The sequence below is a fragment of the Actimicrobium sp. CCC2.4 genome (genome assembly GCF_034347385.1).
Taxonomy (GTDB): Bacteria; Pseudomonadota; Gammaproteobacteria; order Burkholderiales; family Burkholderiaceae_D; genus Actimicrobium.
Window position 1 is genome coordinate 3,589,408 of sequence record NZ_CP133777.1, and the last position, 14,891, is coordinate 3,604,298.

Below are 14,891 nucleotides of genomic sequence, written 5' to 3' on the forward strand. Positions count from 1 at the left end.
GTGCATTACGGATTCCAGCATGCGGTCTGGGCGACACTACTGCTGTCGCTCGCTGATTTCTGGTTCGTTTGATCCACACTCATGACCGCACACAGCGTATCACTGGCTTGAGTGCCGACAGGCGTGGCCGTTAGCGTGTAGGCCGTCGCGCTCTGATTCGATATGGCTACGCTGTAATAGCCCCGCTCGGAAGCAACCGGAAAAACCGGCAAGCCGACACAGACTCCGTTGTACGTAAAACTTTGTGCATAACAGCGCTCCAGAATGACCTGGTTTTGCGCCAGTGCCGTCATTGCATCGGCGCGACGTGACTTGAGTACGTAGCTGCGATACGAGGGGACGGCAATCGCCGCCAGAATGCCGACGATGGCAACCACGATGATCAGTTCGACCAGCGTAAAACCCCGTTGGCGGGCATAAAAATGGTTCATGTGCTTTCAGCCTGTTTATTGAAGTTGCCACCACGTGAGACGTCGTGGCGTGTTGTTCGGATCGATGATAGTCACCTGCTGCCCGCCGGATTTAGTGATCAACTTACCGATCTTGCCAGGCGCACCGGTGGTCTGCAGCAATGTGGCCGAGCTGCCGTAGCCTGACCCCAGCACAACACCCACCGGGAAAGTACCGTTGATCGTGTCCCTGGCATCGATGACCTTGTCGCCATTGATATCGAGTTGCGGCTGTTCGAACGCACCACCCGTCTGGAAATTGACTTCGAGCAGCGAGGCACTGAACGACGCCCCGCATACGCCGGACACCGGTGGCGTATTCAAGGTCGCCAGGAAAGCGCCGTTCAAGAGCTGCGGCGCATTGATGATGCGCTCGCCATTGCCGACCAGATCTTCATACCAACCCAGCTTGTTTGTCCAATTGATTGCCGTCTTGCTGGCCGTCAGCACATCCTGTGGCAATCCGGAGGCTCCTGCCGATACCAGAGCCAGCGTTTGGACCTGCAGGTTGCTCCGGGTCGGCACGCTGGTATTGCCGGGCTTGTCCCAGATGCCATAGACCGATTGCTTGAGCTGCGAAGACAGATCTACCGCCGCCAGCAACTGGCCGGTGCCGAACATGACGAACTGTCCCAGCAGGCGCGGGTAGTTCGGATGCAGCGTGACGACGGGTGGCGTCGTGATCGGCTGGAGGTTACCGCTGGCATCGCGTGCCTTGAACAACAGGCGCGCCGCCCACCTGGAAGGGTCCGCATCGGCAACGTCGATGGCCCACAGGTTGCCCTGCAAGTCGCCGGCATAGATATGCGTAATCGCCGGTCCCTGCAAACCATCCGAATTCCCCAGTGCCACCGTCGACAATCCCTGTGGCAGGTTGCTGTCACAGGCACCGGACACCGCGGCACACAAATCGATTTTGCGCAGCGTTGCGCCTGTCTTGGGATTGACCGCATACAGCACCGACTTATTGTTGGCGCTGTTGTAGCCATTGCCGAAAAAGACCGCAAAACCGGGCGCTGCCACGATAGGTGAAATCTGCGGCTCGCTGTACGACAAGCCCATGTCAGCATCGGTGAACTCCCACAGCACGGCGCTCGCCACCGCCGCTTCGCTGGTCAGGGTTTGCGGATTGGTGACATCCATCGCATAGATGCTTTTGCCGCCACCGCCTTCTCCTGCCACCAGCAAGGTATGCCAGCTCGCGTCAGCAAACTGGACATCGCCGACCTGCGGCGCTCCATCCACGAAATACAGATGACTCTGGTTATAAAGCGGATCGGTCAGCTTGCGCAGGTTGGCCACGACATCGTTCGGGATAAACGCAAACTGCTCAACTCCCGTCGTCGCATTGAAGGCGTGCAGCATGCCGTCATTGGCCCCTGAATACAGCATCGCTTGCCGGCTTGCCTTCGACTTTGCAAAGCTCCGGTAGCTGTCGGAAAAATACGAAGCCGATGGCGCGCCGACGTAAGCCGGCTGGCTGTTGACGATATCGCCCAGCACATGAGACCGGTTGCGGAACGTGCCGCCATTGCGTTTTTCGAGCAGTGAATTGCCGCGCAGATAATCGACGCGTGATGCGCCCAAGGTATCGGAAGGCTGCAGCAAGGCCTGTTGCGCGGCGCTGAGCGAGGCCCATCTGAATGGTGCAGCCGCGCCGGCACCGGCATTGAGGGCCGGGTTCCAGGTAGTAATAAGCCGGTTGGTCGACCAGCCGGTGCCACTGGCCTTGGTATCGAGCAGTGTCTGGGCCGACCAGAGTACTGCGCCGGTTGGCAAGCCGGTCGCCGGATCGATGGCTTTTTCGAACAGCTCGCCGGTCCAGTCCTGGTACGGCGTGTCATTCGAATTAAAGCTGGCCTGGTACTCGACGCTACCGGCTTGCAACTGCGATGAATTGACGGCAGCTGCGGTCGTTGACAAAGCCCCGCTCTGGACCGAAATCAGGATGCTGTTGAGGCCGTCAACCAGTGCCGCCGGGCTGCTGGCCGGATAGTAATTGGCGGTACCGCCGGCAATCGCCATGGCCTGCAAGGTTGCTGCCGCCTGCGGATTGACGCTAGGGTCAACACCTGCACCCAGACCGATGACATAAGTGTTGATACCGGCGGCCTTGAGTTTGGCGAGGTTGGTGATGGTGTCGGTGAGCGCCGTATCATTGGTGACATTGAGCGAACCATCGGCCTTGAAAGTCGCCGTCAGGCCATAGCCGGCTGCCGCGGCGCTACCCAGCGGTGGCCAGTATTTACCGGCCAGATCCTGCGTCGGCAAGCCATCCGAGATCAGTACGACATACTGTTTTGGCGCGCAAACAGCGGTACTGAGTACCGACGCCAGATAGCTCTGCGCCTTCGCCAGCAGGCCGGCGGTCGGTGCCTGCCCGGCGACGGCCTTGATTTCCGTGGTCTGCAGCGTATTGGTTTCCGGTGCCAGTGAGGGCAGGAAACTATTGACGGCAATCGTCACCGTAGTGGCCGTCGGCACCGCGCCGGCCGACGTCATCGGTACCAGCACATTGCCGGAACTGGCCGACTGACTGCCACCGTAACCGAAACCGCGTTGCGCATACATGACTTGCGGCGAATACGGCACGTAGCCGGCATTGGTCGGTCCGGTAGCGCGATTGGCACTCGGTACGCTGCTCGGGTAGGTAATCAGTATCGACCCGTTGTTGTAATTGGCCAGCGAATAACTAGGCGGATACGGCGATGCCGGACTGGTATTGCCGTAGTTGATATAGACACCCGGCTGGCCACTGGCGTACAGGACGTCGTTGATATTGGCATCATCACTGGACGCGCCGATCTGCATGTACGCCGATCCCGACACCGCCAGCGCCGTGTACAGACCTGCGCCGGCAATCGCGGTGCAATTGGACTTCACGGTACTCGAGGCCAGCGAATAGTTCAGGCAGGGATTGGCGACGTAGCGGTTGCCGGCCAGCTTGCTGCTGGTGAACACAAATCCGCTACCGGGCGGCGACATGTAATACACCCAGGTCGTGTACAGACTGGTGCCGCTGGTACTGTAGGTTTCCAGCGCGAAGTCGGTATTTTGCATGTAGGCCTGAATAATCGCCTTGATACCGGCCTTGGCAACATTGAGGCGACTTGCCCCATTGTCGACCAGATTGCCATTGCTGCTGACCGTGTAAGGCGCATTACCGGACGTATCCGCTGCCTGCATGGGCGGCACGAACCCGGATGGAACGGCATAGTTTGCCGGCGAGCTCGACCCGCTCAGCGAGGTAATGCCACTGGCCAGTACGCCGGATCCGGTCATAATGGCGCCACTGAGGGTGCCATCCATCGACTCCGAATTGCCCAGTGCAATGAGCACCTGCGGATGGACCGGACTGGCCACCGTCAGCGGCACCTGCGAAATCGCCAGCGTCACGCCCGCGCCTGCCCGCGCCGTCGGCAAAGTGGTCGAGGAAGTCGCCAATACGACAAGGGACACGCCAGCGGCGATGGTGCGGACACGGGTGAAGTTCATGATGGTCTTTCGGTGGTCGTTCATTGCCTGGCCATTACTCTTGCAATTGCACGGTGCTTTGCAGCAGGACAGGCGCACCGCCACTGGGTCCGACCGCACGTGCCGTGACGCGGAACACCCGCGTGACTTTTTTCAGGCTCTGCCCCGGGCGAATGAACGATGGCAGTAATTCGATGATGTAGGCCCCCGGCGCATTCGATTTGCCCTGGAAACTCTGGACAGCAGCGCTGGCGCTACTCCAATCGATCGTGGTCCAGATAGGCGCAGCGGCGGGATCGAAGACGTATAACCCGTTATCGCCCGCCATGAAATTGGCATAGGCGTAATCGCCGGCGACCAGGTTGGTCTGTGCCTGATTGAGCACGCCTTCAGCGGTCTGGAATGAAATCTGCGCATCGGCGCTATTGGTGGCGATGCGTGTCTGAGTCGTATTGAGCGACACCGTCCCCAAGCCGAGTATGGTCAGCAGCAGCACCAGGATGACGGTGATGATCAGGACCGAGCCGCGCTGCTGATAACGCGGCAATGACGATAGCGGGTTCATGCAGCATTCCTCATGTTGATGGTCATCTCGTAGACATGACGCAAGCGGCCATCCGCCGGTACCGTGATGGTGGTGCCCAGCACGTTGAACTGGCGCGATGCGGTGGAGCCGGTCGAACCGGAACCCGTCTGCCCCTGCACCAGGAAGCCGAGTCGCACCGCGACGATTTGCGACCAGTCAGTCACCGCACTGGCGGCGACATAGCGGTTGACAATACCGCCGGTACCCAGGCCGTACAGGACCTGCATCGACTCGACACCCGGCACCAGCGGCTGCACGTTCCACACGCCGGCACCGAAGGTGGCACGCATCAACACGCTTTGATCGCCCTGCCCCTGCGCCACATAGAACGCCGTTTGCTGAAGCGGAACGAATTGCGCGCCCGGCGGATAATTCACCGCCAGCGCGTCAGCACTGTTGGCCAGTGCACCGCTGCCCATCGCATGGCTGATGCTGCCCGGGGTGCCCTGGGTCACCGAGGTAATCTGGAAGATGCTCGCCTTCAGACAATCCGAAACGATCCCGAACTGCCCCGCTGCCAGACCACTGGTGGTTTGCAGCGACATCGTGGCACTGCCGAATGGAATGCTGGTCACGCCGACCGGACTGCTGTTCGGTGCCGCGCCCAGCAGCACCAGCACATCACTGCCCGCCGCTACATTGCCGGTCAGTGTGGATTCGAGGGACGGTGACCAGCCGCTTGCGCTGGCACCATTGATGGCATTGGCTTGCGAGATCGTCAATGTACTGCCGCTTCCGGCCGTTCCGGCCGCATCGTAGCCGACAATCATGCTGGCCAGTGCGCCCTGCGTGCCCAGCGGCGCCGGACCGCCACTGACCAGGTGCGACAGTGCCTGTGTCATCGTCGAGCAGCCATTGAATCCGGTCGCGCGGATGACCGGCGTGACGAGTGCCGAAATCGCATTTTCGGCATTCTGGATCGATGCCTGCGAGGTCGTCGACTTGTAGCTGCGTGACTGCGCCAGATAAACGCTCAGCACGGCACCGGTCAGAAACAGACCAATTGCCATGGCCACCATCAACTCGATCAGCGAGAAGCCATTATCGCTAGGGCGCAAAGTGTTCATAGCAGCGTCTGCACCGTGAACTGCGCCAGGTTGGCACCGGCCGTGCTGGTCTGACTGGTCGCTCCCAGCTTGCCCTGGGCCGGACTGTCATCCCACTGCACGACCACCGTCACCAGTGTGTTGGTGCCGGTGGGCGCTGCCGTGGTGACGATAGACCCGCTGCCATTGGGCAGTTGCGCCAGATCACGGGCCAGCCAGTACCAGAGGTCGTAGGCGGCCAGTTGCGTCACCGTACAGACGGCGGCACTGCAATCCGGCGAAGCCGTCGATGGCAGGGAGGGTGCCCCGCTCGTGGTCAGGTTGTTGACCGAATAACTGCCATTGATGGCAGCCTGGCTATTGGCGCGGACCCGATCAACGATGTCGTAGGCCGATTGCACTGCCTGCTGCTTGAGATAACTGGAGCTATTGGATTTATGCGCCATCAGCAACATGCCGGCGATACCCATCATGCCGAATGCCAGCACGACAAATGAAATCATCACTTCCAGCAAGGCAAATCCGGCAGCAGAGCGCGGCACATTCGGTTTCATCGGGAGCACTTTCATGGACAGGTGAGCACGCCGCCCCACAGCGCTGTGCCGGGCGCGGGACCGAGCTGGGCGTAGCCGGTAGCGAGGACTTGCAACGAGCGTGCAAAAGCACTGCCGCGCGCGTCGCACAAAATGAAATTGGATTGGGTCGCGGCAAGGCCACGGGTATCGAACACAATGCTGACCGGCGTCACCCCATTGATTGCGACCGGCGACAGCAACGGGTCGCGCGGACCGGCCTGCTGGCTTTGCAACAGGACGCCTGCACCGGTGGCCGGTAGCGTTGTAACGATCCAGCCAGCACCCCAGTCGGTGCCGCACGTGGCCGAACCGGCGACTCCCAGAGGACACAGTCGCGCAGAGATGTTTTGTGTCAGCGCGCTCGAGCGCGTGAAGTTCAGCGCCGTGAGCAAGGCGTTCGCCCGCGCCGTCAGACGATTGTTGCCCAGCATGGTGCTGAACGATGGAATCGCGATCGACAGCAGGATTGCCGCGATGGCAATCGTGATCATTAATTCAATCAGCGTGAACGCGGCGGGTTGCCGCACCCGGGGGAGGGAACGTTTCATGACATCGGCCACCTGGATTGAGTAGATATCGGGCGATGTAGGCGTCGCCCCCTATGCTGCTTTAACTGCTTTAGTTTCCCAGGGAGAATATATGGCAGGGTCGGTCTACGCCATTGCCGTAGTGACGAGCGGCAATGTTGACGGGACCAAAGGCTGGCTAGCGGTAGGTTACTGCGGCGACGCCGCCGGCCTCCAGATGCGCAAAATTATTCAGGTAACTCAGGCTGACCCGGTCGCCGCTGTAAAGCAGCTTGGTTACGCCGCCGTTGGCCAGCATCCAGTTCAACTCCAGCATCTTGTGGTCCGGCATGCCCAATACATGCTGACACAGCGTCGAGATGGTGCCGCCCGACGTAAAGATGATGACCGACTGCCCGTTGCCTGGCGTCATCAGTACCCGCTGTAGAGCGGCAATGCAGCGTGCCTGGAATGCCGGCCAGGTTTCGAGGTAGTCGGCATCATCGTTGCCGGCCATCCAGCGCGCTGTGGCAGCTTCAAAAAGTTGCTGGAACGCCTGGCGCGGTTGCTCGCTCTCTACCAGGAAACGTGTCACATATTCCGGATCGCTGAGCTCCGGGCGATACCGTGTGAAAATTTCCTGGTGGTCGTATTCGGCGAAACCTGCATCGGTTTCCCAATCGCCCTCCTTGCGCAAGTTGCGCGGCAACGCGCCGAGGCAAGCAACTGCCGTCTGGCGGTGCCGGTTCATGCCGCCCGTCAGCACGCGACTGAAGCCCTGGCGCTTTTCTGCATACCATTCGCCCAGCAGGCGGGCCTGCTGGACACCAAGGTCGGAAAGTCGATCGTAATTGGCGCTGCCAAACGAGGCTTGACCGTGTCGTACCAAATAAATTTGTCCCATGATCCTGAAATATCCTTTTATACGTCCGGCGTCGTCATCTGCCGTGGCTGCACCCAACGCGCAAAATCTTCGGCACTGACATAGCCGAGTGCCATGGCAGCTTGCTTGAGGCTGCACCCGTCGCCATGCGCGCGCTTGGCAATCTGCGCCGCGCGATCATAGCCGATGTGCGGGGTCAGTGCGGTTACCAGCATCAATGAACGCGCCAGCAATTCGTCGATACGTGCGTCATTGGGCACGATACCCCGGACGCAATGGGCATCGAAACTGGCCATTCCGTCGGCCAGCAAGCGCACGCTTTGCAGGAAGGCGTGGGCGATCAACGGCTTGAAAACATTGAGCTCGAAGTTACCGGACGCCCCTCCCACCGTGATGGCGACATCATTGCCGAACACCTGGCAGCACAGCATCGTCAGGGCTTCGCACTGGGTCGGATTGACCTTGCCCGGCATGATGGAACTGCCCGGCTCGTTGGCCGGGATGCTGATTTCACCAAGACCGGAGCGCGGGCCGGAGGCCAGCCAGCGCACGTCGTTGGCAATTTTCATGAGAGCAGTGGCGAGGGTCTTGAGCGCGCCATGCGCAGCGACCATCGGTTCATGACCGGCCAGTGCGGCGAACTTGTTGACGGCGCTGGTATAAGGCAGGCCTTGGGAGCGCGCCAGTTCGACCGCCACCAGCTCGCCAAAACCGGCCGGCGCATTGAGCCCGGTACCGACTGCCGTGCCGCCTGCAGCCAGTGCCTGCAATCCGGCCAGCGACGACGCGATGGCCGATTCGGCAAACTCAAGTTGCGCTACATAACCCGAAAATTCCTGGCCCAGGGTCAATGGCGTGGCGTCCTGCAAATGGGTGCGACCGATCTTGACGATATCGCTGAAGCCGGTGGATTTCAGTTGCAAGGACTGGCGCAATGCCTGCAAGGCGGGGATCAGGTGCTGCGTGATCGCACCGCTGGCAGCGACATGCATCGCCGTCGGAAAAATATCATTGGACGACTGGCCCAGGTTGACTTCGTCATTCGGATGCAGCAGTCGCCCCGCCCCGCGTGGACCGCCCAGCAATTCGGACGCCCGGTTGGCCAGGACTTCGTTCATGTTCATATTGGTCTGGGTGCCGGAGCCGGTCTGCCAGAGCGCCAGCGGAAACTCGCTCGCATGCTGCCCGGCGATGACTTCATCGGCCGCCTGCACGATGGCACCCACCTTGTCGGCGGGCAGTCTGCCGAGCGCGCCATTGACGCGAGCGCAGGCCCGTTTGACGGCGGCCAGCGCAACGATCAATTCAGCGGGCATGCGCTCGGTCGAGATACGGAAAAATTCGAGGGAACGCTGGGTCTGGGCACCCCAGAGCCGGGCGGCGGGTACGGCGATGGGACCGAAGCTGTCGATCTCGGTACGGGTCTCGGACATGGATGACTTTCGAAAACAACAAGGCCATTATCATGCACCAATCGCCGGCCCCCGTGGTGCGCAGTCAGGTTCCGACGCGATTGCGGTCGATCATGAACAGCACCAGTACCAGGCCGGCAGTGGCACCCACAAAGAAGACGCTGCCAAACAGCCAGAATGCCAGCGGTATCGCACCAAACAGCGCACGCATGCCGATGCTGTAAAAACTGCCGGCCCGATTAAGCCGGCGGGCCACGCTAACCGGTGACAGCGTGCCCACCGCCGCGCAAGCCGGCAGGTTGATCATGAACATCACATGATTGAGCATGCGGATCGTCATCGCAAACGCAAAGAAAGCGATGATCAGCGCTGTCAGCAGGCACAGTATTTTGATCGTCCACCAGCCCGGCGGTGACACGAGTCCGGGGTTCAACGCATGCCACGTGTGACCGAGGTTTTCCGATTGCCCGGACAAGGTCAGCGTACCGAGAATGAGCAGCGCTGCCGACGACCCCTTGAACGTTGCCGCCATCGACAGATTGCGTAGGGTCTGGATGGCCAGCACTTCCAGGCCGGGCGTCGACATCACGTGCCGCACCCACAACCCGCGCGCAGTTTGATTCACCCGGTGGATGCTGTAGTCCGGACTACGCCGGACCTGCCAGTACAGCCATCCGTAATACGCCAGCAACAGCGTAACGCTACTCAGCAAGGCCAGAAGATCAGCACTGAACCACATTTCCATGTCGACTCCGGTGGCTCTCGGGTTAGTCGGATAAATGAAGCACGCAGCCCTGGCCAAGCGACTGCTGCTGAATCTGGATGGTGGTGTGCGCAATCCGGTAGCGTTCAGTCAACTGCTGCGACAAATCCGCCATGAAGGCATCACCAGGATGGCCTTCATGCATGACCAGATGAGCGGTCAATGCCGCCTCGGTGGTACTCATGCCCCATATATGCAAATCCTGTACGGCGCTCACGCCTGGCAGCGCCAATAGAAATTGTTCGACCGCATCCAGATCGATGTTGGCCGGCACCGCGCTGAGCGCCAGGCGTATCGCTTCGCGCAGCAGGTTCCAGGTGCCGTACAGGATAACGGCAACGATCACCAGGCTCAGCAGCGCGTCGATCAAGTACCAGCCCGTGAACAGCATGATTGCCGCGCCGACCACCACAGCCAGCGATACCAGTGCATCGGCTGCCATGTGCAGGAACGCGCCACGGATGTTCAGATCGTCTTTGCTGCCGGCGACAAACAGCCATGCCGACAAGCCATTGATGACAATCCCGATTCCAGCAACCACCATTACCGTGACGCTGGCCACCGGTGCCGGTTCGGAAAACCGGCTCAGGGCCTCCCAGGCAATCGCTGCGCAGGCAATCAGCAGTAACAGTGCGTTGGCCAGTGCCGCCAGGATGGAACTGCTGCGCAGGCCGTAGGTGTAGCGTCCGCTCGGCTGTTTGCGGGCCAATAATGCAGCACCCCAGGCGAGCAATAAGCCCAGCACGTCAGACAAGTTATGACCGGCATCGGCCAGCAAGGCGGTCGACTGCGCAATGAAGCCGTAAGCAAATTCGACGGCGACAAAGACAACATTGAGGACAATGGCGATCGCAAACGCGGCGTTATGGTTGGCGGGAACGGCATGGTGATGGCCGTGATGGCCATGATCGTGGCCGGCATGGTCATGGTGGTGTGAACTCACGAAGACAGGTCCTTGTTTCGGGTCGATCGTACAGAAAAGATAAAACGAACCGTCAATCGTTACCCGGCGTGCTGCCCGGATCCGGAAGCAGGCAGGCGTCGATGACTTGCAAATCGTTATCCCGCGCGAAGTCCATCACGAAATGGAATGCCAGCGGTTCGATCAGGCGAAGCGCTTCGTCAACTACCACTGATTTCACGCCATTGAGCACGGTCGGACGGACGTACGGAGAATACTTCAAATGGGCATTGCGCCCACCCGAGCCCTCCGGCCGGAAACAGGACATGGCACCGCACAGGCGCTCTGTCCAGTCACTGGGACGGAATTGCTTTCCAGCGCTGGTCAGTCCCAGGATGAAAAATTCGTTTGCGACTATTGGTGCTTGTTTGTCTGGATCGGCCATGGGTAAGGCTGGTTACGAAAAAGAAGACGGCGGGTTGGCCCGGGGTTACAGTAGCCCCTTGAATTCTTACAAATTATATCTTATAGAAGACTTGATCAAACATTGGATGTCGGATGCCGGAGCCGGAAGCCCGGAGCGTCTCCGGCATCTCGTTATCCCAGCCACACGGCCACTGATAGCAGCAGCAGTAAAAGCATCCATAACAACAGCGCGCGCCACACCAGGCCGACGGTACTTTGCAGCGCACGGGCGGTGGGTTCTTCTCCGGGTGGCGCATCTGATTCCAGGTCTGTCGCTTCCAGCGTGGTGGGATCGACCGGCATTACGTTGGCAGCGCCTTGTAACGGCGTACCGAGACGGATGCCCAGTGCTCCGCTGCCTGCAGCGAGGATGATGCCGACGGCCTCGTCCTGCCAGCGACTCGCAAAATTGCGCCACGCATAGATCGCGTCTTCGAAATTACCCACGATGGCAAAGGCGATTGCGGTCAGGCGAGCCGGTATCCAGTCGATCCAGTAAAACGCCCGCGCCGCAAACACGCCGAAAGCTTCGTTTTTCATGTGTTCGGGTTCATTCCAGGCCCGCGCCAGATATTCGGCCACGCGGTACATGACCGCGCACGCCGGCCCGACCGGCATCAGGAACCAGAAAAATACACCGAAGACGTTGCGGTGCGTCGTCACCAGTGCCTTTTCGACGGAGATACGGGCGATTTCGCCGGACTCCATTGCGCTGGTGTCCTGCTTCGTCCACTCCGCCAGCAAAATGCGCGCTGCGGCATCATCACCGCTATTGAGCGCGAGTTGTATCGACGAGTAGTAATGACTGTAATGACGAAATCCGAGTGTCAGGTAGACGATCAGGATATTCCAGGCCAGCGCGGCGAATGGGCTCAGGCGCAAGGCCAGCCAGTAGATCAGTGCCGTCGGCACCATCAGCGCAGCCATCACGAGAAACCATCCAAGTTTTCCATGATGGGCGTGACCGGCGTTGAACCAGAGCTCCATGCGCGCAGCCAGTAGCTTGATGCCGCCGTAAATCGGATTATCCGCACGCAGCGGCTTAAGTTGTTCTATCAGCAATGCGCACAAAATCGAAAGAAATGTCATCAGGACGCCTTAAATTACTCAGTTCCCGTACCTTAACGCAGCACAGGATCGGAATCAAACCGGACCCATCGATAACGGACGATGGCAGTCTCTGTTCAAGCCCGTAAAAAATGAAAAAGATTGCGCAAGATTCCCGCAGTCGCACCCCAAATAAAGAAGCGTTCGTAAGGCATTGCGTAGAAGGTGCGGTGCCCCGCACCATCCGGCAGTTCGAGCGCGCGACGCTGATGATGCATGCCATCCATCAGAAAAGCGAGCGGCACCTCGAAGATCTCGTCAACCTCGCCCGGTTCGGCGCGCAAGTCAAAGGGAGGCTGAACCAATGCGACCACCGGCGTGATCTGGTAACCCGTCATCGTGATGTACTCGGGCAAGGTGCCGATCACATCGATATGACGACGGGCCAGGCCGATTTCTTCTTCGGTTTCACGCAGGGCGGTTTCGATGGAAGAACTGTCACCGACATCGGCGCGCCCGCCCGGAAAGGCAATCTGGCCGGGATGATTGGTCAGGTTGGGACTGCGCTGGGTCAGCAGCATCGTCAACCCGTGGCTGCGCTCGACGATGGGCAGCAACACCGAGGCTGGGATGGGCACCCTTGCTGCCAACAAGCCCGGGCGCTCGTCGCTGCTCTCCTGGGTCCAGTCCTCGGGCGCGGCAAACCGCTGCCGCAGCCACATCCCGTTGAGTCGTGTGTCGAGCACGCATTGCTCGCCAGCTACCGAGTCGACGGGAACACATTGGGGATCGAACAGCAGTCTGGGCACAGGAATCCTGAAGAAGACAAACAAGGAGGGTACGGTACCATTTTGTGACGTATCGCCATGGACCGGCAGCAAAGCAAAAAGGGGCACCATGAGGCACCCCTTAAAAACTCAACTTGCAGCGACTATTTACGCGGCTGCTTTTTTCGCGACGACGCGACGGTTCGGCAGTTTTTCTTTGATACGCGCCGATTTACCGGAACGCTCACGCAAGTAATACAGCTTGGCGCGGCGGACATCACCACGACGCTTGACTTCGATCGAGGCGATCAGCGGTGAATACAGCTGGAACGTACGCTCGACGCCTTCGCCGGACGAGATCTTGCGAACGATGAAGTTCGAGTTCAAGCCACGGTTACGACGGGAAATCACGACGCCTTCGTAAGCCTGAGCACGCTTGCGGGTGCCCTCGACGACGTTGACGCTGACGATAACGGTATCGCCTGGTGCGAAATCAGGGATGCTCTTGCCCAAACGGGCAATTTCTTCTTGCTCAAGTTGCTGGATCAGATCCATTTGAAACTCCTTGTGCCATCTTGCTGACGCCGGGTGTTTGCACACCGTGTTGCCCAGTAGAGGATGGGATTAGCCATGCGGATCGACGAAAAAGCCGTCCGCTCGATACAACCTACTGCAAACTGCTTAAAAACTGTTCATCCTTGCGACTCAGCGCACCCGCAGCACGGGCATTCTCAATCAGATCAGGACGCTTCCTGAAGGTCGCCGCGAGCGCTTGCTCGCGACGCCACTTCAGGATGTCGGCGTGGTTGCCCCCCATGAGTACCGGCGGCACAACCACACCTTCGGCTACTTCAGGCCGCGTGTAGTGCGGACAATCCAGCAAACCGTTGACGAAACTGTCTTCTACTGCCGACGCATCATCATGCAACGCGCCAGGCAGTTGCCGGATAACCGCATCCATCAAGGCCATTGCGGGCAACTCACCACCCGACAATACAAAATCTCCGAGACTGATTTCTTCGTCCACACAGCGCTCGATCAAGCGCTGATCAACCGCTTCATAGCGACCGCACAACAAGATCAAACCGGGCTCAAGTGCGAGTTGCATCACACGCTCGTGTGTCAGCGCTCGCCCTTGCGGGGACAGATATACGACCCGCGGCACCGCCAGACCGAGTTGCTGCTGCCTTGCTTTCGAGGCCACGATCGCTGCTTCCAGCGGCTTGACCAGCATCACCATGCCAGGACCGCCGCCGTAAGGCCGGTCGTCCACAGTACGGTGCTTGTCGCTGGTGAAATCACGCGGATTCCATAGCGACAGACCCCACTTTTTCTGCTCAAAGGCTCGCCGCGTGATACCTGACTGTGTCAGTGCGGTGAACATTTCAGGAAAAAGAGTGATGACGTCAAACTGCATCGATAGCTCCGACCTGCACACTGCTTGTCGGGATACTAATAATCCAGACCCCAGTCCACGGTGATTTTCCTGGCTTGCTGATCGACAGTCCTGACGAACTGACCAACGAACGGGATCAGGATTTCGTCGGGCTTGTCAGCGCCGGAAACCATGGCTGCTTCGACCCGCAAGATCGGGTGGGCACCGTTGTCCATCATGTCATGGACTACGCCGATGCTCTCGCCTTGCAGGTTTTCAACCGCCAGTCCGATCAGATCAACCCAATAAAATTCTCCGTCAGGCAAGACAGGAAAGCGACTGCGCGGAATTTGTACCGAAGTGCCTTTCAGCGCCTCTGCGGCATCCCGTCCGGCCACTCCGGCCAACTGCACAACGACATCGCCGCTATGCATCTTTGCCTGCATGACATCCACATCATGCAAGGCTGGCTTATCCAGCCACCAGGTTCTCGCATTGAGCAGCGCATCCCCGGTCGACGAGAAAGGCTTGATCCGGACCCAACCATTGAGGCCGTAAGCACCGGATACATACCCTACCTGAACCAGATCAGCGGGAACAATGACTCCCGAACCGGCGTTGCTTGGCGAATTAACTGTCAAA

Annotated in this window: 16 protein-coding genes; all 16 read right to left on the reverse strand. The window is 59.5% G+C overall.

Annotation, left to right across the window (positions count from 1 at the left end; all coding sequences use genetic code 11):
- Positions 1 to 5 precede the first annotated feature (5 nt).
- The 16 genes from RHM62_RS16565 to rimM all read right to left on the reverse strand — a co-directional run bounded on the left by RHM62_RS16565 (position 6) and on the right by rimM (position 14,890).
- Positions 6 to 431: a type IV pilin protein gene (locus tag RHM62_RS16565; protein ID WP_322123150.1), complete on the reverse strand. Its 426-nt coding sequence runs from the start codon at positions 429 to 431 to the stop codon at positions 6 to 8.
- A 15-nt stretch (positions 432 to 446) separates the two neighbouring features.
- The gene (locus RHM62_RS16570; RefSeq protein WP_322123151.1) at positions 447 to 3,968 is read right to left on the reverse strand and encodes a pilus assembly protein; all 3,522 of its coding nucleotides are present in this window, start codon (positions 3,966 to 3,968) and stop codon (positions 447 to 449) included.
- Between the two features lie 10 nt (positions 3,969 to 3,978).
- The gene (locus RHM62_RS16575) at positions 3,979 to 4,488 is read right to left on the reverse strand and encodes a pilus assembly protein (RefSeq protein ID WP_322123152.1); all 510 of its coding nucleotides are present in this window, start codon (positions 4,486 to 4,488) and stop codon (positions 3,979 to 3,981) included.
- Positions 4,485 to 5,576, reverse strand: coding sequence for a PilW family protein (locus RHM62_RS16580; protein WP_322123153.1), 1,092 nt, complete (start codon positions 5,574 to 5,576; stop codon positions 4,485 to 4,487). Before RHM62_RS16580 ends, RHM62_RS16575 begins: the two co-directional genes overlap by 4 nt.
- The gene (pilV, locus tag RHM62_RS16585) at positions 5,573 to 6,109 is read right to left on the reverse strand and encodes a type IV pilus modification protein PilV (RefSeq protein ID WP_322123154.1); all 537 of its coding nucleotides are present in this window, start codon (positions 6,107 to 6,109) and stop codon (positions 5,573 to 5,575) included. The genes RHM62_RS16580 and pilV overlap by 4 nt, the downstream gene beginning before the upstream one ends.
- An 11-nt stretch (positions 6,110 to 6,120) precedes the next feature.
- A complete protein-coding gene (locus RHM62_RS16590; RefSeq protein WP_322123155.1) occupies positions 6,121 to 6,678 on the reverse strand; it encodes a GspH/FimT family pseudopilin in 558 nt (185 codons plus the stop codon).
- A gap of 157 nt (positions 6,679 to 6,835) precedes the next feature.
- On the reverse strand, positions 6,836 to 7,540 hold the full coding sequence (locus tag RHM62_RS16595; RefSeq protein WP_322123156.1) for a histidine phosphatase family protein: 705 nt from the start codon (positions 7,538 to 7,540) through the stop codon (positions 6,836 to 6,838).
- 17 nt (positions 7,541 to 7,557) lie between these two features.
- The gene (gene fumC, locus RHM62_RS16600) at positions 7,558 to 8,952 is read right to left on the reverse strand and encodes a class II fumarate hydratase (RefSeq protein ID WP_322123157.1); all 1,395 of its coding nucleotides are present in this window, start codon (positions 8,950 to 8,952) and stop codon (positions 7,558 to 7,560) included.
- Between the two features lie 64 nt (positions 8,953 to 9,016).
- Positions 9,017 to 9,676 carry a DUF599 domain-containing protein gene (locus RHM62_RS16605; RefSeq protein ID WP_322123158.1) on the reverse strand — a complete coding sequence of 220 codons (660 nt, stop codon included), beginning with the start codon at positions 9,674 to 9,676 and terminating at the stop codon, positions 9,017 to 9,019.
- A 22-nt stretch (positions 9,677 to 9,698) separates the two neighbouring features.
- Positions 9,699 to 10,637, reverse strand: coding sequence for a cation diffusion facilitator family transporter (locus tag RHM62_RS16610; protein ID WP_322123159.1), 939 nt, complete (start codon positions 10,635 to 10,637; stop codon positions 9,699 to 9,701).
- A 52-nt stretch (positions 10,638 to 10,689) separates the two neighbouring features.
- Complete coding sequence (locus RHM62_RS16615; protein ID WP_322123160.1) at positions 10,690 to 11,040, reverse strand: DUF3579 domain-containing protein; 351 nt, start codon at positions 11,038 to 11,040, stop codon at positions 10,690 to 10,692.
- A 152-nt stretch (positions 11,041 to 11,192) separates the two neighbouring features.
- Positions 11,193 to 12,149, reverse strand: coding sequence for a CobD/CbiB family protein (locus tag RHM62_RS16620; RefSeq protein ID WP_322123161.1), 957 nt, complete (start codon positions 12,147 to 12,149; stop codon positions 11,193 to 11,195).
- A gap of 95 nt (positions 12,150 to 12,244) precedes the next feature.
- Positions 12,245 to 12,916: a CoA pyrophosphatase gene (locus RHM62_RS16625; protein WP_322125432.1), complete on the reverse strand. Its 672-nt coding sequence runs from the start codon at positions 12,914 to 12,916 to the stop codon at positions 12,245 to 12,247.
- A 126-nt stretch (positions 12,917 to 13,042) separates the two neighbouring features.
- Positions 13,043 to 13,429, reverse strand: coding sequence for a 50S ribosomal protein L19 (gene rplS / locus RHM62_RS16630; protein ID WP_009664801.1), 387 nt, complete (start codon positions 13,427 to 13,429; stop codon positions 13,043 to 13,045).
- Between the two features lie 112 nt (positions 13,430 to 13,541).
- Positions 13,542 to 14,291 (reverse strand): tRNA (guanosine(37)-N1)-methyltransferase TrmD, encoded by a 750-nt coding sequence (gene trmD, locus RHM62_RS16635; protein ID WP_322123162.1) that lies wholly within the window; start codon positions 14,289 to 14,291, stop codon positions 13,542 to 13,544.
- A 35-nt stretch (positions 14,292 to 14,326) separates the two neighbouring features.
- Complete coding sequence (gene rimM / locus RHM62_RS16640) at positions 14,327 to 14,890, reverse strand: ribosome maturation factor RimM (protein WP_322123163.1); 564 nt, start codon at positions 14,888 to 14,890, stop codon at positions 14,327 to 14,329.
- Position 14,891 lies beyond the last annotated feature (1 nt).